This is a genomic window from Natrinema sp. SYSU A 869, assembly GCF_019879105.1.
Classification (GTDB): domain Archaea; phylum Halobacteriota; class Halobacteria; order Halobacteriales; family Natrialbaceae; genus Natrinema.
In genome coordinates this window covers 828,348-846,862 of record NZ_CP082249.1, presented here as the reverse complement: position 1 = coordinate 846,862, position 18,515 = coordinate 828,348, and the positions used below count along the sequence as shown (strand labels likewise).

Annotated in this window: 18 protein-coding genes; 7 read left to right on the top strand and 11 right to left on the bottom strand. The window is 63.4% G+C overall.

Annotated elements, in window-relative coordinates:
* Window positions 1-88 precede the first annotated feature (88 nt).
* Complete coding sequence (locus tag K6I40_RS12375; protein ID WP_222919309.1) at window positions 89-715, top strand: transcriptional regulator; 627 nt, start codon at window positions 89-91, stop codon at window positions 713-715.
* Window positions 716-749: 34 nt separating this feature from the next.
* On the opposite strand, the gene K6I40_RS12370 is transcribed toward K6I40_RS12375, so the two are convergent.
* Window positions 750-1,742: a hypothetical protein gene (locus K6I40_RS12370; protein ID WP_222919308.1), complete on the bottom strand. Its 993-nt coding sequence runs from the start codon at window positions 1,740-1,742 to the stop codon at window positions 750-752.
* A gap of 102 nt (window positions 1,743-1,844) precedes the next feature.
* A complete protein-coding gene (locus K6I40_RS12365) occupies window positions 1,845-2,804 on the bottom strand; it encodes an FKBP-type peptidyl-prolyl cis-trans isomerase (RefSeq protein WP_222919306.1) in 960 nt (319 codons plus the stop codon).
* 88 nt (window positions 2,805-2,892) lie between these two features.
* Between K6I40_RS12365 and cyaB the strand changes: the two genes are divergently transcribed.
* The 5 genes from cyaB to K6I40_RS12340 all read left to right on the top strand — a co-directional run bounded on the left by cyaB (window position 2,893) and on the right by K6I40_RS12340 (window position 8,299).
* The gene (gene cyaB, locus K6I40_RS12360; RefSeq protein WP_222919304.1) at window positions 2,893-3,435 is read left to right on the top strand and encodes a class IV adenylate cyclase; all 543 of its coding nucleotides are present in this window, start codon (window positions 2,893-2,895) and stop codon (window positions 3,433-3,435) included.
* A gap of 95 nt (window positions 3,436-3,530) precedes the next feature.
* Window positions 3,531-4,736 (top strand): methionine adenosyltransferase, encoded by a 1,206-nt coding sequence (locus K6I40_RS12355; RefSeq protein ID WP_222919302.1) that lies wholly within the window; start codon window positions 3,531-3,533, stop codon window positions 4,734-4,736.
* Window positions 4,737-4,872: 136 nt separating this feature from the next.
* On the top strand, window positions 4,873-6,132 hold the full coding sequence (locus tag K6I40_RS12350; RefSeq protein WP_222919300.1) for an MFS transporter: 1,260 nt from the start codon (window positions 4,873-4,875) through the stop codon (window positions 6,130-6,132).
* Between the two features lie 72 nt (window positions 6,133-6,204).
* Window positions 6,205-7,383: a tRNA sulfurtransferase gene (locus tag K6I40_RS12345; RefSeq protein WP_222919298.1), complete on the top strand. Its 1,179-nt coding sequence runs from the start codon at window positions 6,205-6,207 to the stop codon at window positions 7,381-7,383.
* A gap of 283 nt (window positions 7,384-7,666) precedes the next feature.
* Window positions 7,667-8,299, top strand: coding sequence for a DUF5804 family protein (locus K6I40_RS12340; RefSeq protein WP_222919296.1), 633 nt, complete (start codon window positions 7,667-7,669; stop codon window positions 8,297-8,299).
* Window positions 8,300-8,533: 234 nt separating this feature from the next.
* Here K6I40_RS12340 and K6I40_RS12335 read toward each other — a convergent pair whose 3' ends face one another.
* Both K6I40_RS12335 and K6I40_RS12330 read right to left on the bottom strand, forming a co-directional pair.
* The gene (locus K6I40_RS12335; RefSeq protein ID WP_255681997.1) at window positions 8,534-9,067 is read right to left on the bottom strand and encodes a hypothetical protein; all 534 of its coding nucleotides are present in this window, start codon (window positions 9,065-9,067) and stop codon (window positions 8,534-8,536) included.
* Window positions 9,068-9,201: 134 nt separating this feature from the next.
* Window positions 9,202-10,185: a PLP-dependent cysteine synthase family protein gene (locus tag K6I40_RS12330; protein WP_222919294.1), complete on the bottom strand. Its 984-nt coding sequence runs from the start codon at window positions 10,183-10,185 to the stop codon at window positions 9,202-9,204.
* A gap of 344 nt (window positions 10,186-10,529) precedes the next feature.
* Here K6I40_RS12330 and K6I40_RS12325 point away from each other — a divergent pair, with 344 nt between their 5' ends.
* The gene (locus K6I40_RS12325) at window positions 10,530-10,904 is read left to right on the top strand and encodes a thioredoxin family protein (RefSeq protein ID WP_222919292.1); all 375 of its coding nucleotides are present in this window, start codon (window positions 10,530-10,532) and stop codon (window positions 10,902-10,904) included.
* A 99-nt stretch (window positions 10,905-11,003) separates the two neighbouring features.
* Here K6I40_RS12325 and K6I40_RS12320 read toward each other — a convergent pair whose 3' ends face one another.
* The 7 genes from K6I40_RS12320 to K6I40_RS12290 all read right to left on the bottom strand — a co-directional run bounded on the left by K6I40_RS12320 (window position 11,004) and on the right by K6I40_RS12290 (window position 18,419).
* Window positions 11,004-13,202: a thioredoxin domain-containing protein gene (locus K6I40_RS12320; protein WP_222919290.1), complete on the bottom strand. Its 2,199-nt coding sequence runs from the start codon at window positions 13,200-13,202 to the stop codon at window positions 11,004-11,006.
* A gap of 75 nt (window positions 13,203-13,277) precedes the next feature.
* Window positions 13,278-13,610: a hypothetical protein gene (locus K6I40_RS12315; protein ID WP_222919288.1), complete on the bottom strand. Its 333-nt coding sequence runs from the start codon at window positions 13,608-13,610 to the stop codon at window positions 13,278-13,280.
* Between the two features lie 300 nt (window positions 13,611-13,910).
* On the bottom strand, window positions 13,911-14,234 hold the full coding sequence (locus K6I40_RS12310) for a hypothetical protein (protein WP_222919287.1): 324 nt from the start codon (window positions 14,232-14,234) through the stop codon (window positions 13,911-13,913).
* Between the two features lie 2 nt (window positions 14,235-14,236).
* Entirely contained in the window at window positions 14,237-14,788 is a 552-nt protein-coding gene (locus K6I40_RS12305; protein ID WP_255681994.1) for a twin-arginine translocation signal domain-containing protein, read from the bottom strand.
* Between the two features lie 1,137 nt (window positions 14,789-15,925).
* Window positions 15,926-16,495 carry a dihydrofolate reductase gene (locus K6I40_RS12300; protein WP_222919285.1) on the bottom strand — a complete coding sequence of 190 codons (570 nt, stop codon included), beginning with the start codon at window positions 16,493-16,495 and terminating at the stop codon, window positions 15,926-15,928.
* Window positions 16,492-17,508: a thymidylate synthase gene (gene thyA / locus K6I40_RS12295; protein ID WP_222919283.1), complete on the bottom strand. Its 1,017-nt coding sequence runs from the start codon at window positions 17,506-17,508 to the stop codon at window positions 16,492-16,494. The genes K6I40_RS12300 and thyA overlap by 4 nt, the downstream gene beginning before the upstream one ends.
* 77 nt (window positions 17,509-17,585) lie before the next feature.
* Window positions 17,586-18,419, bottom strand: coding sequence for a hypothetical protein (locus tag K6I40_RS12290; RefSeq protein ID WP_222919281.1), 834 nt, complete (start codon window positions 18,417-18,419; stop codon window positions 17,586-17,588).
* Window positions 18,420-18,515 lie beyond the last annotated feature (96 nt).

Below are 18,515 nucleotides of genomic sequence, written 5' to 3'. Positions count from 1 at the left end.
AGCGGGGCGGTCACCGCCTCTGGATATCAGATATTGAGACATTAAGGCAAAGAGTTATACAGATACTACAGCAATTGGGCATAACTGTATGGTCGGCCGGCTCGACACTGGAATCGACGTACTCGATCGAAAACTCGACGGTGGGCTCCCACCGGGGTGTATCGTTGCGTACACCGCCGACCCGGCCAGCCAATCCGAGCTACTGCTCTACGAGCTCACGGCTGCCCGCGGAACGCTGTACCTCTCGACGGAACGCTCCGATGACGCCGTCCGCCACGCCGTCGAGGCCTCGCCGTCCTCGGTCGGCAGCCCAACAGTCAGACACGTCACCAGCGACACGCCGCTTGAGGAGGCGACCCGGCTCATCGGAGCCCTCCCCGACGGAGCCAACCTCATCATCGACACGATGGACGTCTTAGAGCAGTGTGATACCGACGAGTACATCACCTTCTGTAACAATCTCCAAGCCAAGATGCTCGAGACAGGGGGTATCGCCGTCCTCCACTGCCTGAAAAGCGATCACGAGCCCGGGAACCGAGCGCGGACCTTCCACGCCGCTGACGCCGTCTTCGATCTCCGAACCAAAATCGCCGGTTCCGAACTCGAGAGCCACCTGACGATCCCCAAGTTCCGCGGCGGCAGTCAGCCGACCGACGCGATCAAACTCGAGCTCACGGAGGAAGTAGCGATCGACACGAGCCGCGACATCGCGTGAGTGTCGACGCCGGACGCCGTCCATACCGGTTCCGTCATATTTCTTGTTCGGGCGTCGTAAACGGCATGATCGCGGCGGTCCGTTCGGTGACCGTCGCCGTTCGAAGGATGAACGAGAAGAGCAGTGTGAGCGGACACAGGCCGACCGCGACGGCCACCGGAAAGACGACCGCACGGACGGGTCGTCCGAACGGCGGCCCCAATGCCATGGTCATCACGAACAGCGCGGCGATCGCGGTGCCGACCTCTGGAACCCCGGCGTAGAACAGGTACCGCGAGAGCCGAGAGAGTTCGATCTGCAGGTAGACCGATTTGAAGTACTGCCGAGCGATGTCCATCTCCCGCAGCCGATCGAGCAGATCGTCGATCGCCGCGTCCGCGTCCCCGGGGATGTCCTCCCCGTACTCCCGACGACACTCCTTGAGTCGCTGTACCTCGTGGGCGAAGTTCGTCTCGAGCGTCGTCGAGAGCGTATTGAAGATGCCGGAGTCGGACTCCTCGACGAGCCCATCGATCCGATCGAACTCGTCGGTGAGCTCCGTGACGATCTCGTCGATTTCGTCGCGGGCGTCCGGGGACAGCGACCCGGCAGTGGTGCCGCCGAGTCGCTGGGCGTCCCGGCGCGCGCTCTCGACGACGAGCCGGAGAAAGCCCGATGGCTCCGCCGGTGCGGTCCGGTTCGATACCGCTTCGACCTCCTCGCGGTAGTCGACGGTCTCCTCGATCTCCGACTCGAGTTCGCCCGGTGACTGCAGCTCCTGTGAGAGCAGCAGCTGATTGATCGAGACGACGACCGTAATCAGCGTGAAGTTTCCAGAGATCAACCCGCTGAACGCGTAGAACAGCGGCTGTGCGTCCGCAATCGGGGCGACGCCGCTGACCGAGAGCACGAGATACGCGATCCCGAAGGCGGCCGCGAGAATGGCAGCGACCACGAACCGATTGCCGTCGAGGAGCAACCACTGTTTGAGCCTACCGCTCTCAGTGTCCGACTCGGGACCCGGGCCGTCGCTTATCGAACCGACCATCGTCGTCGCTCGGGCCTACAGTCCCGGCTGCGAAAAAGTCGAGCCACGCACGTTCGTGGTCGTCGTCAGCGGGCCGAAAACGGCCGGCGATCGCGGCGTTACTTATTCCTCTGCGCCTTCGAGCTCTTCGACGATCTCGTCAGCATCGACGTCGGCGTCCTCGAGGGCCTCCTCGATGTCGCCGCCGCCCATTCCGCCACCCATGCCGCCCATCATACCGCCCATGCCCATGCCACCCATGCCGTCGATGACTTCCTGGACGATAACGCGGTCGACGCCGACCTTCTCGATGATGTCCTGCCCGATCTGCTGTTTGCCCATCATCCACTGCTGGTTCATGGTCATCTGGGGCGTGGCCTCGAGGTAGAGCGTCTCCTTCTCGACGGTCTCGGTCTCGAACTCGGGCTCTGCGTCCTCGTCGTCCTCGTCAGGCTCGACGGGAACCTCTTCCTCGACCTCGTCCGTCTCGATCCAGAGGTCGGGCTCCATCTCGAGGTACATCTCGAAGAGGCCGGTAGCCTGCTGCTCGCGGTCGTCGACCTCGTCAGCGATCGTGTACTCGTACTCGACGTCCTCACCGGCCAGCGGGTGGTTGAAGTCGACGCGGGCGCGGCCGCCGATGATCGTGCTGATGTAGCCCTGCTCGCCCTCGATCTGGACGTTCGCACCGGGGTAGCGGTCGTCCTCGTCGATCTTCTCGGCGCTGACGGTCTGGACATCGTCCGGATCGTACTCGCCGAAGGCGTCCTCGGCGGGGACGGTCACAGTACCGGAGTCGCCGGGCTCGGAGCCGATGATGTCGTTCTCGACGGCCTCGAAGATGTGGCCCTCGCCGACCACGATCGTTCGCGGCTTGAACTCCTGGCCCTCTTGATCGACGCCCTCTTCCTCGGCGACCTCGGGGTCGGTCGTGTCGACCAGCTGTTCGTCCTCGGTGGTGTACGCGGTGTATTCGAGTTCGACGAAGTCGCCTTCCTGCAGTCCGTCGGCGTCTTCTTCAGCTACTTCTTCGTCGACGTCATCGGCCTGCTCCTCGAGCTCGGCCTCTTGATCCTCAGTCATACGTTGTACGTCCCGCCGTCGACATTTAAGTACGACGTTTTCGAGCGAGAGCGACCGATACTTACGACCGCCGTCCGTTCCCCCGGGCATGTACGAGGTCGAAGTGAAGGTCCCTGCCGATCTCGCGGCCGTCCGCGAACGCCTCAAAGCCCTCGAGGCGCGGCCCCAAGGAGCCGTCGTGCAGGTCGACACCTACTACGACGCCCCCCACCGCGAGTTCGCCGAGACCGACGAGGCGTTGCGGATCCGCTCGGAGCGCCCCGAAAGCGGATCCGAGGAAACCCGCGTCACCTACAAGGGGCCGCTCGTCGACGACGAGTCCAAGACCCGCGAGGAGGTCGAGACTGCCGTCGCGGATCACGAGAAGACGGATGCGATCCTGACGAACCTCGGCTTCGAGGCCGCCGCGACGGTCCGCAAGGAACGCGAGCGGTTCACGCTTGAGGGGTACACCATCACCCTCGATTCGGTCGACGACGTCGGCGAGTACGTCGAAGTCGAGACTGACATCGCGGACGAGTCGGATCTCGAGGCGGCTCGAGAGGGGGCCTACGACGTGCTTGAGCGACTGAATCTCGATCCGAACGATCAGCTCAGGACCTCGTATCTCGGCTTGCTACTCGAGTCCTGATCGCCCGGCCTCGGCTGATTGCATAACCCACGGGCATTTTCTGACCCGTGTCTGTTTCCGCAAGTTATACGAACTCGCTCCGACAAGTTCCGCCAATGAGCGAGCGGAACATCCGGATCGAGTCTATCGACCGGCAAGCGGTCGAGGATCAGGAAGTCGAAATCGTCGAACGAAAGGGAATCGGACATCCCGACTCCATCTGTGACGGGATCGCCGAGAGCGTCGCCGGGGCGCTCGCACGCGAGTACTTGGACCGCGTCGGCGAGGTACTGCACTTCAACACCGACGAGACGCAACTCGTCGCCGGCGAGGCGGCACCCGCATTCGGCGGCGGCGAAGTCGTTGACCCCATCTATCTGCTGATCGTCGGCCGCGCGACCAAACACTACGAGGGCCAGACCATCCCCGCCGAGACCATCGCACTGCGGGCCGCCCGCGAATACCTCGAGGAAAACATCCCGCAGCTAACCGTCGGCGAGGATATCGTCGTCGACGTCAAGCTTGGCGAGGGCAGCGGCGACCTCCAGGAGGTCTTCGGCGAGGACGAAGTCAGCGTTCCGATGGCTAACGACACGAGCTTCGGCGTCGGCCACGCGCCGCTGACTGAGACCGAACAGATCGTTCTCGAGGCCGAGCGACGACTGAACGGGGAGTACGCGGCCGAGAATCCGGCACTCGGTCCGGACGTGAAGATCATGGGCAAGCGCGAGGGTGACGAGATCGACGTCACCGTCGCGGCAGCGATGGTCGATGAGTACATTCCGAATCTGGACGGCTACATCGAGGCTGTCGAGTCCGTCCGGGAGTTCGTCGACGGTGTCGCGCGCGAGCATACCGACCGCGCAGTTAGCGTCCACGTCAATACGGCCGACGACTACGAGGAGGGTTCGATCTACCTCACGGTGACGGGGACCTCCGCCGAGCAGGGCGACGACGGCTCCGTCGGCCGCGGGAACCGCGCGAACGGGCTCATCACGCCCAATCGCTCGATGTCGATGGAAGCGACGAGCGGCAAGAACCCGGTCAACCACATCGGAAAGATCTACAACCTGCTCTCGACGGAGATCGCCGAAGAAGTCGTCAGTGAGGTCAACGGCATCCGCGACCTGCGCGTGCGCCTCCTTTCCCAGATCGGCCGGCCGATCGATCAGCCCCACGTCGCCGACGTGCAGGTCGTCACCGACGACAGCATCGCGGTCTCGGATGTCGCCGACGACGTCGAAGTGATCGTCAACCGGGAGCTCGCGGACGTGACCGAAATCACGCGTAGTGTGATCGAGGGCGAACTCTCGACGTTCTGAGCGGCCACCGAATTTTCTCGCGCCAGATGAGCTGCCCGTAGCGACGAGCCGAAACCGGCATCCGCGTCTGCCGTCGGAATAGTCAAGGACCGGCCCAGTGTACGGCGTTACGAATCGAAACACGTAGTGACTTCCCATGTCCGACTCGAGCGAGCAATCGAACTCACGTGCCGTTGTCTACGCCGTTGTCGCGAGTACCTTCTTCGTCGGCTTCGGCGGCGGGGTCGTCTTCCCAATCCTGCCGAACCTCGGCGAGGTACTGGGGATTTCGGCGTTCATGGTCGGCGTCATCCTCTCGGCGAACCGCTGGACGCGACTGGTGGCGAACGGGCCGGCGGGCGTGCTCGTCGACCGAATCGGCACCCGAAAACCGTTCGTCGTCGGGCTAGCGATCGAGGGCCTCGCGACATTCGGCTACGTAATCGCAATCAGGGCCGCGATGCCGGAGGTCTGGTTCATTCTCGCGCGGATCACGTGGGGGATCGGCAGCGCGCTCGTGTTCGCGACGGCGTACACGATCACCGCCGACGTCAGCGAGGCCAGCTCGCGGGGGACGAGCATGGGCATCGTCCGCGCCGGGATCACGTTCGGCTTCCCCGCCGGCATGGTACTGGGCGGGATCGTCAGCGAAGTGTATAGCAACGCGACGGCGTTCGTTCTCGCGGCCTCCTTCGCCGGCCTCGCGAGCATCATCGCTTTCTTCATCGTTCCCGAGACCCACGTCGACACCCCCGGTTCGTCGATCAAACCGTGGGACCTCGAGACGACCCTGCCTGCGCTTACCGTCGGCCTGGTCAACTTCGGGCTTTACTTCGCCTATATTGGCGTCCTCTTCTCGACACTCGTCCTCTACCTCGAGGTCGAGTCACTGACGCTCTCGCTCGAGGTCGCGGGCTACGGCATCGACTACGGCGAACAGGGGACGTCCGGGCTGTTGATGGCAGTGTCGGCTCTCTCGGGAGCGGTCTTTACTATCTCGGGCGGCAAGATCAGCGATTCCGTCGGCGCTCGCATGCCCGTCCTAATCGGATTTCTGGTGATCAGCTGTACCGGATTCGTCGTGCTCACGGTCGCCCCCTCGTTCGGGGCCGTCGTCTTCGCCTGTGCGCTGATCGGCGCGGGACAGGGCGGCGTCGGCGGCCCGCTGACGGCCCTCCTTGCGGACCTCACGCCCGAGGATCGGATGGGCAGGGCGATGGGGACCAACAACATCTTCGGTGACGTCGGCGGCGGTCTCGGTCCGCTGCTATCGTTGCCCTTCGCCAACGCGGTCGGCTACGACGTGCTGTACGCACTCAGCGCGATCATTCCGCTGATAGCCGGGGCCGTTCTCGTTGCCGGCATCTACTCCTACACCGGGAGGCTGAGTCCGACGGTCGAGGAATCGGTCGTCTGAGGCGCTTTCGAATCGCTCGGCCTGATCCTGACCTCGTAACCCCCTTATAGCCACAACCGTCTATCACAGCCCATGCACCCTCCGGGAGCCGACACCGTCCTCGTCCGTCACGGGGACCTCAACACAAAGAGCAACACGGTCAAGCGGTACATGGAGGGCCTCCTCGCGGAGAATATAGAGGCCCTCCTCGCGGACCGGTCGATTCCCGGCGAGGTCGAGCGCCGGTGGAACCGGCCGCTGATTCACACGAGCGAAGACGCCGTCGAGGCCGCGACTGACACCGCGACGGATACCTTCGGCGTCGTCTCCGCGAGTCCCGCTCTGACCGTCAGCACGGAGAAAGCGCGCATTCTCGAGGCCGTCACGGAAACGGCCCGCAAGCACTACGACGGCGGGACCTTCGCGGTCGACGCTCGCCGGTCGGACAAGAGTCTGCCCTACGACAGCGAGGACCTGGCTCGCGAGGCCGGCACGGCGATCTGGGAGGCCGTCGAAGACGAGTTCGAGCCCGAAGTCGATCTCGACGATCCGGATCTCACGTTCGGCGTCGAGGTGCGCGAGGACGTCGCGTTCGTCTACCTCGAGCAGGTCGACGGGCCGGGCGGGCTTCCGCTCGGCTCTCAGGAGCCGGTTATCGCGCTGGTCAGCGGCGGAATCGACTCGCCGGTCGCGACCTACGAGATGATGAAACGCGGCAGCCCGGTCGTGCCGGCCTACGTCGACCTCGGCGACTACGGCGGGATCGACCACGAGGCCCGCGCGATGGAGACGGTGCGGCTGCTCTCCGAATACGCGCCGAACTTCGACATGCAGGTCTACCGGATTCCGGGCGGTGAGGCCGTCGATCTCCTCGTCCGGGAAATGGAACAGGGCCGTATGCTCTCCCTGCGGCGGTTCTTCTACCGCGCCGCCGAAATCTTGGCCGAACGCGTCGATGCGAACGGCATCGTCACCGGCGAGGCTGCCGGTCAGAAGTCCAGCCAGACGATCCGAAACCTCGGCGTCACCAGCCGCGCCACGCAACTGCCGATCCACCGCCCGCTGTTGACCCGGGACAAACAGTACATCGTCGCCCAGGCCCGCGAAATCGGCACCTTCACCGACTCGACGATGGACGCCGGCTGCAACCGCGTCACCCCCGATCAAGTCGAGACCAACGCCCGACTGAAACCGCTGCTGAAAGCGGAGCCCGACGACCTGCTCGAGCGGGCCGAAGAGGCGGCAAAGCGGGCGGAACTCGTCGAGCCCTAACAACTTCGACTCACCATCTTCCCGTTTGCTCGTAGCTGACGCAGCTAGCCACCGCCGGGTGGGACTGAAAGGGGTTGATCCGTTCGCCGAAGACGGGCGATGCAAGCACTGGAGAGGTGAACGTAGTGATCCTCGAAGCGCGCAGCGAGCCCCTCGAGTTGAACGGATCAGGGGCTTTCAACGCTGTCGTCGCAGAGGAATTCGCGTTTTGAGTGTGGAAGCTCTCACGGAACTCGTCTAGAAGCCGAAACCGACATTACACCGTCGCTCCCACCACAATATAGTGACCCGCGTCTGTCTTATCGGCGAGGCCGGGACCAACCTCCAGTACGAGCTACTCTCCCGCGAAACGGCTCGCGAAGCGCTAGCGACCTACGACTTGGAGCGGCCCTTCGAGAACTCACTCGCCGTCCGGACGGTCAGCGTCGGCGCTGCCGTCTCGCTGCTGAACGACCTGAACTGGTATCTCACCCGGTTCGTCGACGAGGTGCTAGTCCAGGAGCCGAGCATCAGTGACGAGGAGTGGCTCTCGCGGCCGCTGGCCAAACAGCTCCGAAACGGCGACCTCGAGCCCGACGCCACCGCCGAATTCTGCAAGATCTACGGCCTCGAGCGAGTGGATTCGGATCCCGAATCGGCTCCTGACAACCCCGCCGGGGCCGCCGACTCGAGACCGGACGCTGACGGCGACTCGAAGACGCCTCCCGGCTCCGGGAGCGAGGGAGAGACCGAGAGCGAAACGGATACAGAGACGGGCGACTCGAGCGGGGCCGAGCGGCCAGGCGTCGCCGAGCCGACGTATCGACTCGTCGAACCGTTGTACGTTCGCCGGGTCGACGGTGACTTGCCTGAATACGATCTCCGAGACGTCGAAGAGACCCTCGTCGTCCGGCTGACCGAAGCCGAATACTCGTAAGTCGACTCTCGATGCCGATATCGACGGTCGTCCCGACGATTTTCTCAGCGAACTGACGAACCTACTCGTCGTCAGTCTCCTCGTCCTGCTGGCTACTCGACTGCTCGGCGCTCGCACTGCCGGACTCGCTCTCGCTCGCCATCGCCATCGAGTATTTGTCTCCGTTTCGGTCCACAATGCTCGCCGAGATGTCCGTCAGGGGCTCTCCATCAAACGTCGCCCGAACGAGACGTCCTACCGTCGCTTCTTGGGTGGCACAGAACTCGCCATCGTCGCTCGTCTCGCGTACCGCCCCTCGAGAACGAGCCGGTCGTCCTCGGCGGCGATCGATTCGAGCGCCATCTCGTGACAGGGATTGGGAGCGCCGGCCTCGAGTCGAACGAGGGTCGATGTCTCGAAATCGGTCTCGTCGACGAGGTCGGCGACCGTCTCGGGTAGCGATTCGTGGTCGTCGAGCCACCGCTCCGCGCGGTCGCGATCGAACAGCCTCGCCACGTCGGGTGATGTCGATCGCGTCGAGTACTGATACGTCCGGGATTCGGAGTCAGCCAACCCGTTAGACTGATCGTCGCCGTCATCACCGTCGTCGTCGGTCTCGCCGTCGCCGCCATCGTCACCGCTCGACGGGGTTCCGGGATTGCCGCTATCATCATCGTTCTCGGTATCGTTCGATGGCGTGGTATCACCGCCGTCGGCGATACAACCGGCGGAGAGCGCGACCGCAGAAGCAGTTCCAGAAAGCAGGGCGCGTCTCGAGGTGCGTATCATCGTACCCGAACGTACGCAAGGGTGACTAAAGGTGGTTCGGCTAGCTGAAAGAGTCCTTTTTGTTACGCCGATCGCGTTTCGATCGGTCAGCCGGCGGCAAGAGCGCCGCCAATGGACCGAGCGGAACGAGTGCGTCAGTCGAAGAGGCCGGTCGAGAGGTACCGTTCGCCGCTGTCCCAGAAGACAGTGACGATAAGCGGGCAGTCGTCGACTGCCTGCCCGCCATCGGTTTCGGGCGAGGCCGGCTGTTGTCCCTCGTCGAACGCCGTCGGCACCTCCGGACACTCAAGGTCCGGCTCGGCGATTTCGCGTGCGACGCGCTGGGAGACGAGGCTCGTCGCGCCGCTGGATTGACCGACGAGGACGCCTTCCTCGCGAGCGAGCCGACGGCACTCTTCCTCGGCGTCCTCGAGCTTCACGGTTTCCACGCGGTCGAGCAGGTCGAGGTCGAGGTTGTCGCTGACGAAGCCGGGCCCCATTCCCTGAAAGTCATCTTTGCCGGCTTCGCCGGTCGAGAGGACGGCGTTTGTGGCCGGTTCGACGGCGACGATCTCGACATCGGGGAACTCCTCACGGAGTCGGCGACCGATTCCCGAGATGGTGCCACCGGTGCCGACGCCGGCGACGAGGGCATCGACCTCGCGGTCGCCGACCTGCTCGATGATCTCCTCGCCGGTCGTCTGATAGTGTGCGTCGGGGTTCGCGGGGTTCTGGAACTGGCCAAGCTGGATCGCGCCCTGCTCCTCGAGTTCCTCGGCTCGAGCGCGAGCGTCGGCCATTTCGCCGTCGACGAGTTCGAGGTCGGCCCCGTAGGCGGCCATGATCTGCTGGCGTTCCTTGGACTTGTCCGACGGCATGACGATCGTCAGGTCGTAGTCACGGGCGGCCGCGACGAGCGCGAGGCCGATACCAGTGTTGCCGCTGGTGGGTTCGACGAGCCAGTCACCGGGCTCGATCAGCCCGTCGCGTTCGGCGGCCCGAATCATCTCGCGGGCCGGCCGGTCCTTGGCCGAGCCGCCGGGGTTGAACGATTCGATCTTGGCCGCGACCGTTGCGCCCTCCGGCGAGTCGACCTGGACCAGCGGCGAGCCGATCGTGTCCAGGATGCTCCCTTTCATTGGCCTGCAATAGGTATTCGAGACGTAAACCCGTGCTGGACTCAGGCAGGACGTGCCGGCTAGTGGGTAACCGGGAGAGAGACGACAATAGCGGACAGCAGACCGCAAACACGTAGAAGTCCCTGAGTTGGTCGACTCGAGGGACTCGTTGCGCGCCTCCCTCCGCTCGCGATGTGTACTCCGGTCAGTGCTTCCGTCGTCCGTCTTCGTCGACCGAGTCAGCCCCTTTCAGTCCCACCCAGCGGTGGTTGGCTGATCAGTTACGAGAAACGGCAGACGACTCTCGAGCGAACCCCCGTTCCGGAAACATCGCGGTTAAGCCCACCGACCGACAAGTCGTGCGTATGAGTCTCGAGACCATGCAGCCGAACCCGACGTGGGACGCGGCGTCCTACGAGGAGTCGGTCGAGGCGCTCGAAGCGCACACTGACGAACTAGTGTACAAGATCTGGGCCGGCGACTGGTGTAAGGACTGTCGCGCTCTCCTGCCCGACTTCGGCGCAGCGCTCGAGGCAGCCGAGGTCCCAGACGAGCGTATCGAGGAAGTCAACGTCGATCAGGACAAGGAAGGGCCGGGCGTCGAGGAGTACGGCATCGAGTACATCCCGACGATCGTGGTGGAGAACGACGCGGGTGAGGAGATCACCCGGTTCGTCGAGGAAGAGGACGTGCCGCCGGCGGTCTGGCTCGCTGAAGAGATCGAGACGAAACTGGCGTAACCCCTCGATTTGCGGCCTCGACGCGTGGTATCTATTGCGTCTCCGAATTGCTATAGTGAACTGTCCTGTCCGGAACCGAACAACGGCTGAGCGAGGGCGCTAAAACGGACTCTCTGACTCGTCCAGCGTCGTCTCAGTCATATCGAGGGCATCGGCGTTATCTCCCAACCACTCGAGTGCCTCGTCCACGTCGTGGGTCGGCGGTGAACACGTCCGATCGCGACAGACGTACAGCGTCGGTTCCTCGTCGCGCGCTTCGCGTCCCGCCCAGATTGCGGGTGCGTCCTCGAGTCCGAGCGTCTCGAGCCACTCTTCGAGTCCCTCCTCGGTCGGCGGTCGCAGCGCGAAGAGCCGATCGGGGAGATACCGCGAGGTGAACCGGTCGCGCCACTGGGTCGGCAGGTCGTCGGCTGCGATGGTCACCTCGAGCGCGCCGGTCGCGAGCCGGTCGGCGGTAAGACAGAGCGTCGCGTGCTCGAGCGCGCTCGCCTCGAGCGTGTTGGCGTGGGTCTCGAGGACGGTCGCGGCGATTCCCTCGAAGTCCTCGTCGGCGAATGCGTCGAGCGCGAGCAGGGTCTCGACCGCCACGCCGGTCGCGGAGGGCGTCGACTGGTCGCCTAGTTCCTGCGGTCGGGTTACCAGCGATTCGCCGCTCTCGGGCGTGAAGTAGAGCGTGCCGCGCTCGGCATCCCAGAATTCGATCTCGATGACGCGGGCCAGCTCGAGCGCGAACGCGAGGTGGTCGACCTCGCCGGTAGCCTGGTAGCAGTCGAGTGCGCCCCGCGCGAGGAAGGCGTAGTCCTCGAGATAGCCGTCGACCTTGACGTTCCCATCTTTGTAGCGCCGTGAGAGCCGTTTGTCGTCTTCGTCCCAGAGCCGGTCGCGGACGAACTCGAGGGCATCGACGGCGGTCTCGGCGTAGTCGTTCTCGCCGAGCGTCAGCGCCGCCTCGGCGTAGGTCGAGATCATCAGCCCGTTCCAGCCGGCGAGGACCTTCTCGTCCCGATTCGGTCGCGGTCGCTCCTCGCGGGCCTCGAACAGCCGCTTTCGGGCCGAATCGAGTCGTTTCAGGATCTCGTGCTCCGCGAGATCGAACTGGCTGGCGAGTTCCGACACCTTGGCCACCCGATTCGGCTGGTTCCGCCCCTCGAAGTTACCCGACTCCGTGATGTCGTAGCGCGCACAGAAGAGGGCGGCGTCGGTCTCGTCCTCGAGGACGTCGTGTACTTCCTCGGGCGTCCAGACGTAGAACGCCCCCTCCTCGCGCTCGCCGGTCGCGGGGGACTCGCTCTGGGCGTCGAGGGTGCTGAAGAAGCCGCCCTCGTCGTGGGTCAGTTCCCGATCGACGAACGTCAGCGTGTCCGCGACGATCTCGGCGTAGCGGTCCTCGCCGGTCAGCTGGTAGCCCGTGAGGAACGCCCGCGGGATTTCGGCGTTATCATAGAGCATCTTCTCGAAGTGGGGGACCGTCCAGTCCCGGTCGACGCAGTAGCGGTGGAAGCCGCCGCCAACGTGGTCGTAGAGCCCGCCCGCGGCCATCGCGTCCAGCGTCTCCGCGAAGACCTCGCGGTACTCCTCCTGACCGGTTCGATCGTACGCCCGGGCGAGGACGCGCAGTCGCGACGGCTGGGGGAACTTCGGTCCGCTCGAGCCGAAGCCGCCGTGCTGGCGGTCGGCGCTCCGGAGCACTGCGTCGGCGGCCGTCTCCAGTACGTCGCTCGAGGGCGGCTCCGCGGCAGCGCCGGCCTCGACTCCCGCCCCATCCGGCGTCTCCTCGAGTTGATCCGTCGCGGCGTCGGTCCACTGCTCGGCCCGATTCTCCATCTCGGCGCGGTCCTCCTCGCTCTCCCAGGAGTCGCTGATGCGTTCACAGAGATCGCGAAAGCCGGGCTGGCCGCGCTGGCCCTCTTTCGGGAAGTACGTCCCAATGAAGAAGGGCTTGCCCTCGGGGGTGAGCCACGCCGACAGCGGCCAGCCGCCCTGCCCGGAAACGAGCTGGCAGACGGTCATGTAGATGCTGTCGACGTCCGGGCGCTCCTCGCGGTCGACCTTGATCGGGACGAAGTTCTCGTTCAGAACGTTGGCAACCTCCTCGTCGGCGAAGCTCTCGTCCGCCATCACGTGACACCAGTGACACGCCGAGTAGCCGATCGAGAGGAAGATCGGCACGTCGCGTTCTTTCGCGGCCTCGAGAGCCTGGTCGTCCCAGGGCTGCCAGTTGACGGGGTTGTCCGCGTGCTGGCGCAGATAGGGGCTCTCCTCCTCGTCGAGCCGATTGCGCGCGGTCGAGGAATCCATGTCGGAACCTACGTCTGCGGTCGGTAAAAGACACGGGCTCCCGGAACGCGACTCGGCCGATCGATCGCCGCCGTGTTACTCGTCGTCGGTCGTTTCGGACGACGAACCGGCCGAGCCGATGCGAATGGCCGTCGTCCGCAAGAGGGACAGCTGTGTACTGAACACCTGCGCGCCGGCTTCGAACGCGTAGCACACACCGCTCTCCAGCGATTCGCGTGTAAATACGATCATCGTCGTCCAGACCTGCGTCCCACTGGGTTCGGAGCGGACGACGTAGCCGGTGTACTCGTCGGGCTCAGTCAGAACCGGAACGGTTTCACCGTTCGGAAGCGCGAGGAGTTCGACGACGATCGGCGCTGGTAACCGATCGACGACGCGGGCAGTCATCCCCGGACGATACTCGTTCATCGGCACTAGTACCAACTGTTCCGACCCGTCTCCGTCGTCCGACGGACACCCCTCGAACGAATCTCGACCTGCTGTGTCGGTATTATCAGATTCATCACCAGCCGTAACAGTTACTGGAACGTCCGGCTCGCTCGAGCCGCTCCGCTCTCGGTTTGAGTTCATGTATCGGTGTGCGCTTTCGCTGACGGTCGCCACTCCGCTCGCCCCCGCTCGTTCTCGAGTCGCCGCCGGTGTGGCGTTCGGGCCATCGTCAACCGTGGAAAAGTCATCGAAACCCGTGGATAAAAATTGAGGTCGGCCCTAGTCTAACGTGGTTTCGATGAGGTTCAGTTGAGAGCTGAACATCTGTGCCTCTTCGCCGAGCGTCGCGCTATCACCAGTTTCAAGGGTTTCGTCGCGGGTGAACAGGAAGACCGTTGGTCCCCGCGGCCCGTCGTCGACCTGGTATCGGATGATGTACCCGTTGTATTCGTCCGGCTGAGAGATCTCAGGGACGGTCTCCAGATCGGCGGTGACGAGGGCTCTCACCGTCGTGTCCGCCTCAAGCTCTGAGACGACGTCGAAACTCTCGTTGGCTTCGAAGTGGTACGTGTACAGGATGACATCTCCTCCGTCTTGAACCATAGTTATTCACCTCCGTTCTCGGTTACGTTGCCGCCTTCGGTCACGGTCACGTTGGTTTCGGACACTCCGTCTTCTTCGTCGTCTTCAACAATATCTTCTTCGTCGTCTTCAACAATATCACCATTACCGCCATTACCGCTAACTGTCGTGCTCATGAGGTTCAGTTCTTCGGCCAGCACCGACGCCTCTTCGCCGATCGAACCGCTGTCATCAGTGCTCAGCCGCCCACCGCGCACGAACAGGAACGTCGTGTATCCCGAATCCTGTCCGATATCGTATCGGATGATGTGCCCGTTCCACTCGTCGGGCTGGGAGATCGTCTGCAAGGTTTCCCCTTCCGCCTGTAACAGATCGACTGTCGTGCTCGTCGGGAGCTCGGCGATCACGTCGAAGTCCACCCCTGGAAGGAGGGCCGACGCGAAGACCGCTGCTTCTTCAGCCTGTGCACTGACCGTGCCTGTCCCGAGCGTTCCAAGCGCTACTGCGCCCGTCGCGAGCGCGCTTTTCGCCATGAACGACCGTCTCGAGTCGCCTGTCGTATCTTGTTCGCTCATTTGTCTCTCTCACCCCAAACGGGGTGGACAGACATTTGCCGAGTTATCGAATAAACGCCATCGACTGTTTCTTTCCGTATCAATTAATTTAATCAGTCTGGGAGTATCCTCGAGTGGTAGCCTTCTGAAGAGGTTCATCACACCTGTTTCGCTGGTTTGGAGGAGAGAGGAGTACTGACAGTTTCGTCCTCGAAAAACCGGATTCGCGGTGGCCTATCACGGCCCCTGTAGTATCAGAAACAGGTGCAGTATAGTTCTCCAGAAGGAGGGCCGAATTATGTCGTTTGTACTGTGGAAGAATGGCTGCGGCAACCAACCTTCGTATATCGGCGGAATCCGGGCCTCTATTCCGTCGGAATCGGAGTAGAAGACGAATACGAACATCGAACTGATTCGTAAAAGTCGTAAAAGACCTGTAGTCGTGAACGATCGGCCGGCGCGATCTGGTCCGACTTCGCCGCACCTATCGATCGACGAATAGGTATGGGTAACACGTCGTGACCGATCTCTATAATTGCCACATTCCGGGCGAACGGACCGAACGTGATAGCGCTGGAGAGAACCACGACCGGAACGCGCATTTCTGCGACAGTCAAGCAGTATGAGAGACGAAAATCGAACTCGTGTGGTGGCAATCGTTCCCCGGGCGACGCCAACCGACGGAATTCGGCCACGTTTTCCTGTGAACGTCGTGTTTCGTATCAACGTCCCTTCAGGCGGGCGATTCTAGCGAATCCGACAGTTGCCGATTCCGATCCCGGAACTCGACGCGGTGTCTGCTGGCCGAGGAAAGTCGATCTTTGAAACGGTAATCGACGGCATATCGAGCGGCGCCCGGAACAAACAGTGTGATACGTTGCGAACGGTAGCGAACTCTATCGTTTATCGCTGTCAATCACCCCTCCCCCTCTCTGGTAATCGATGGCAATGCGGGGCTGCCTCTCGATCGAGGAATCCGTCGTCGACAGATCGCCTTGCCAGCGGTGGCCGGAGCCACTGGCGGCGTCGAATCGACCTCCATTCAGGTACTGAACGACCCGCAGCTATCGGCACCGAACCGGACTGCGGTTCGAACGGCCGACTGGGCGCACCGAGAGGCGGAACGGTCCGCGACGAGTAGCGGAGCGCGAATCCGCGCTACTCGACCGTCGATCCCGCGCTGACATACTCGACGAACGCAAAGCCGTCGCGGTCGTCCCGCTCGAGTTCGCGCCACTCCTCGCGATCCCAGTCGGGGAAGGTGGTATCGCCGTCGGGTTCCTCGTGGACTTCGGTGACGATCAACCGATCGAGTGCTGGCAGGAACTGCTCGTAGACGGTCGCCCCACCCGCGACGAAGATCCGATCGGCGTCACCGTGGCGCTCCTGTGCGGCCGTTGACGCCTTCTCGAGTGCGGTCTCGAGGTCGTGTGCGACCACGGCGCCGTCGGGCGTCTCGAGGTCCCGGTTCGTCAGTACGACCGTCGTTCGCCCGGGCAGCGGTTCGCCGAGGGTCTCGAGGATTCCCTCGTAGGTCACCCGGCCCATGATGACCGGGTGATCCATTGTCGTCTCCTTGAAGTGCTGGAGATCCGCGGGGATGTGCCAGGGCATGTCGCCGTCCTTCCCGATGACGCCGTTGTCGGCGACCGCGACGATACCGACGAGTTCGCGGTCAGCCTCGAGCGCGGGCGTCGCGTCCCCCGGCGCGTTCCGATCCTCGCTCATTCGGCCACCGAAAACTCGAGGCCCTCGTGGGACTCATAGTCCCGGAGTTCGACGTCCTCGTACGATAGCTCGTCGATCGAGACGTCCGCAACCTCGAGCGACGGCCGCTCGAGGGGCTCTCGAGACAGTTGCTCGAGCAGGCCGGGGATGTGATCGAGGCGCTCGTCGCCGTTGGCCTCGGCCGGCGCTTCGGACTCGAGCCACGCCTTGATATCCAGATAGTCCGCGCGCTCGTCAGCGTTGGCCAGTCGGGACTGGAGTGCCTCGAGGTTGTCGGCGTACCAGTCACCGCGGTCACCGCGGCCGCAGTAGACGTGGGTGTCGACGACGGTGTGGGCGAACGTGCCCGGTTCGAAGCCGGTCTGCTGGGCGATGACCTTCGTCAGGAGCGCGTAGGCCGCGATATTGAACGGGATGCCGAGCGCGGTGTCGCCAGACCGCTGCGTGAGGTGGCAGTTCAGCCGGTCGCCCTGCACGTTGAAGACGAACGAGTAGTGGCAGGGCGGCAGCGTCGAGACGGCCGCGTTGGCGGGATGCCACGCGTTGACCACCAGTCGCCGGGAGTTCGGTGAATCCGAGAGGGTGTCGATCACGTACTGCAACTGATCGAACGTCCGCCGGCCGTCAGCTTCCTCAGTGACCCACTGGTGGCTCTCGTCGGGCCAGGACTCGCCCTCGAGTCGCGCGTCCCCATCCGGAACTGGGAACCGACGCCAGAAGCGGCCATACGCCGTGTCCAGTTTCCCGTCGTCGTCGGCCCAGGCGTCCCAGATCTTGGTTTCCTCGCGGAGATCGCGGATGTGTTCCTCGCCGGAGAGATACCAGCAAACTTCGTGGAGCATCGAGTTCCAGCGGTAGCCGTCCATATCCTTGGTCGTGAGCAGCGGATACCCCTCCTGTAGATCCACCTCGTAGTGCTCGCTGAACGACGAAATGGTGTCGACGCCGGTCCGATTGGGTTTGTGAGTCCCCGTCGAGAGGACCGTGTCGACGAGCTCGAGGTACTGTTGCATTATCGCGTCATTCGAAGTCCCCAACTAAAACATTACCACTCAGCCGTCGAACTGCTAAGCGAGTCGACTGGTAGCCGTTATTCTGCATCCGAACCGACGCCGCTACAGACGGTTGCCGACTCCCGTCCCTTGGGAGCGGTCGGTTCGCCTTCCAGACGGTACGTGAAGCCGTAGGAAGCGTTCAGGCCAGAGCCGTGAACGAGCGCGGTCGTCCCGGTTCGTTCGTCGCCGAGACAGCCCTCCGCGTCCGCGCCGTCCCGATACGCGAACGGTGCGTATAGTGTCTCGAACGGTCTCGTCTCCTCGGGGGGCACGACGAGATCCGTTCTCGAGGGTGAGAGTGGGCGATTGGCGCCGACCCCGACGATGCCAGGTCCGAGGTCGAACGACGAGCGGTCGAACGAGTCGTGCTGCGGGTCGATCGTGGGATTCGGAACGTGACCGTAGATCGCGACGAACCTGGCGAGAATGGGTGCAGGAGTCTGATTCTCGATATCGAACCGAGCGCGGCCGTCTGCAAGTGGTTCGACGCTTCTCACGGCGCCGTGGACTGGTTCCCAGACCGACTGTCGGGCCCACCCATTTGCCGTCTCGGCTTTGACGCGAAGTGCCGGCCGGTGAGTGAGGTACGTTTCTAGCCGATCCGGGAAAACCACGGAAAACCGAACCGTGTTTCCGGGTCGCTCGATCGTCTCGTACTCGACATCTGTGTCAGAGTTGAACAGGACAGCCTGCTTGACGTCGACATCGTCACGGAACCGAACGGCGAGTTCGGTCTCTTCGTACCAGTAGTCCTCGAACACGTCGGACGTTTCCGGACTATCACCGGCAAACGGGAGCGATTCAATACAGCCGGCCAAGGCAAGTACGCCACCGGTTGCGAGAGTCTGGAGGAGCGGGCGGCGGTTCATGTCCTGCAGTATTCCTCTCGTGACAAATACATTCCTCATTCGTTCGACACTGTTGCACGTCACTTCGACGAACGGAGAGCAATGGTTGAGTGTTCG

What these genes read in the sequence shown, in the direction of transcription:
- K6I40_RS12375 (WP_222919309.1), top strand. Translation starts at nt 89, where the DNA reads ATGGTCGGCCGGCTCGACACTGGAATCGACGTACTCGATCGAAAACTC.
- K6I40_RS12330 (WP_222919294.1), bottom strand. Translation starts at nt 10,185, where the DNA reads ATGAAAGGGAGCATCCTGGACACGATCGGCTCGCCGCTGGTCCAGGTC.
- cyaB (WP_222919304.1), top strand. Translation starts at nt 2,893, where the DNA reads ATGTACGAGGTCGAAGTGAAGGTCCCTGCCGATCTCGCGGCCGTCCGC.
- K6I40_RS12355 (WP_222919302.1), top strand. Translation starts at nt 3,531, where the DNA reads ATGAGCGAGCGGAACATCCGGATCGAGTCTATCGACCGGCAAGCGGTC.
- K6I40_RS12300 (WP_222919285.1), bottom strand. Translation starts at nt 16,495, where the DNA reads ATGAGCGAGGATCGGAACGCGCCGGGGGACGCGACGCCCGCGCTCGAG.
- K6I40_RS12350 (WP_222919300.1), top strand. Translation starts at nt 4,873, where the DNA reads ATGTCCGACTCGAGCGAGCAATCGAACTCACGTGCCGTTGTCTACGCC.
- K6I40_RS12335 (WP_255681997.1), bottom strand. Translation starts at nt 9,067, where the DNA reads ATGATACGCACCTCGAGACGCGCCCTGCTTTCTGGAACTGCTTCTGCG.
- K6I40_RS12315 (WP_222919288.1), bottom strand. Translation starts at nt 13,610, where the DNA reads ATGAACGAGTATCGTCCGGGGATGACTGCCCGCGTCGTCGATCGGTTA.
- K6I40_RS12305 (WP_255681994.1), bottom strand. Translation starts at nt 14,788, where the DNA reads ATGAGCGAACAAGATACGACAGGCGACTCGAGACGGTCGTTCATGGCG.
- K6I40_RS12365 (WP_222919306.1), bottom strand. Translation starts at nt 2,804, where the DNA reads ATGACTGAGGATCAAGAGGCCGAGCTCGAGGAGCAGGCCGATGACGTC.
- K6I40_RS12310 (WP_222919287.1), bottom strand. Translation starts at nt 14,234, where the DNA reads ATGGTTCAAGACGGAGGAGATGTCATCCTGTACACGTACCACTTCGAA.
- K6I40_RS12290 (WP_222919281.1), bottom strand. Translation starts at nt 18,419, where the DNA reads ATGAACCGCCGCCCGCTCCTCCAGACTCTCGCAACCGGTGGCGTACTT.
- thyA (WP_222919283.1), bottom strand. Translation starts at nt 17,508, where the DNA reads ATGCAACAGTACCTCGAGCTCGTCGACACGGTCCTCTCGACGGGGACT.
- K6I40_RS12370 (WP_222919308.1), bottom strand. Translation starts at nt 1,742, where the DNA reads ATGGTCGGTTCGATAAGCGACGGCCCGGGTCCCGAGTCGGACACTGAG.
- K6I40_RS12320 (WP_222919290.1), bottom strand. Translation starts at nt 13,202, where the DNA reads ATGGATTCCTCGACCGCGCGCAATCGGCTCGACGAGGAGGAGAGCCCC.
- K6I40_RS12345 (WP_222919298.1), top strand. Translation starts at nt 6,205, where the DNA reads ATGCACCCTCCGGGAGCCGACACCGTCCTCGTCCGTCACGGGGACCTC.
- K6I40_RS12325 (WP_222919292.1), top strand. Translation starts at nt 10,530, where the DNA reads ATGAGTCTCGAGACCATGCAGCCGAACCCGACGTGGGACGCGGCGTCC.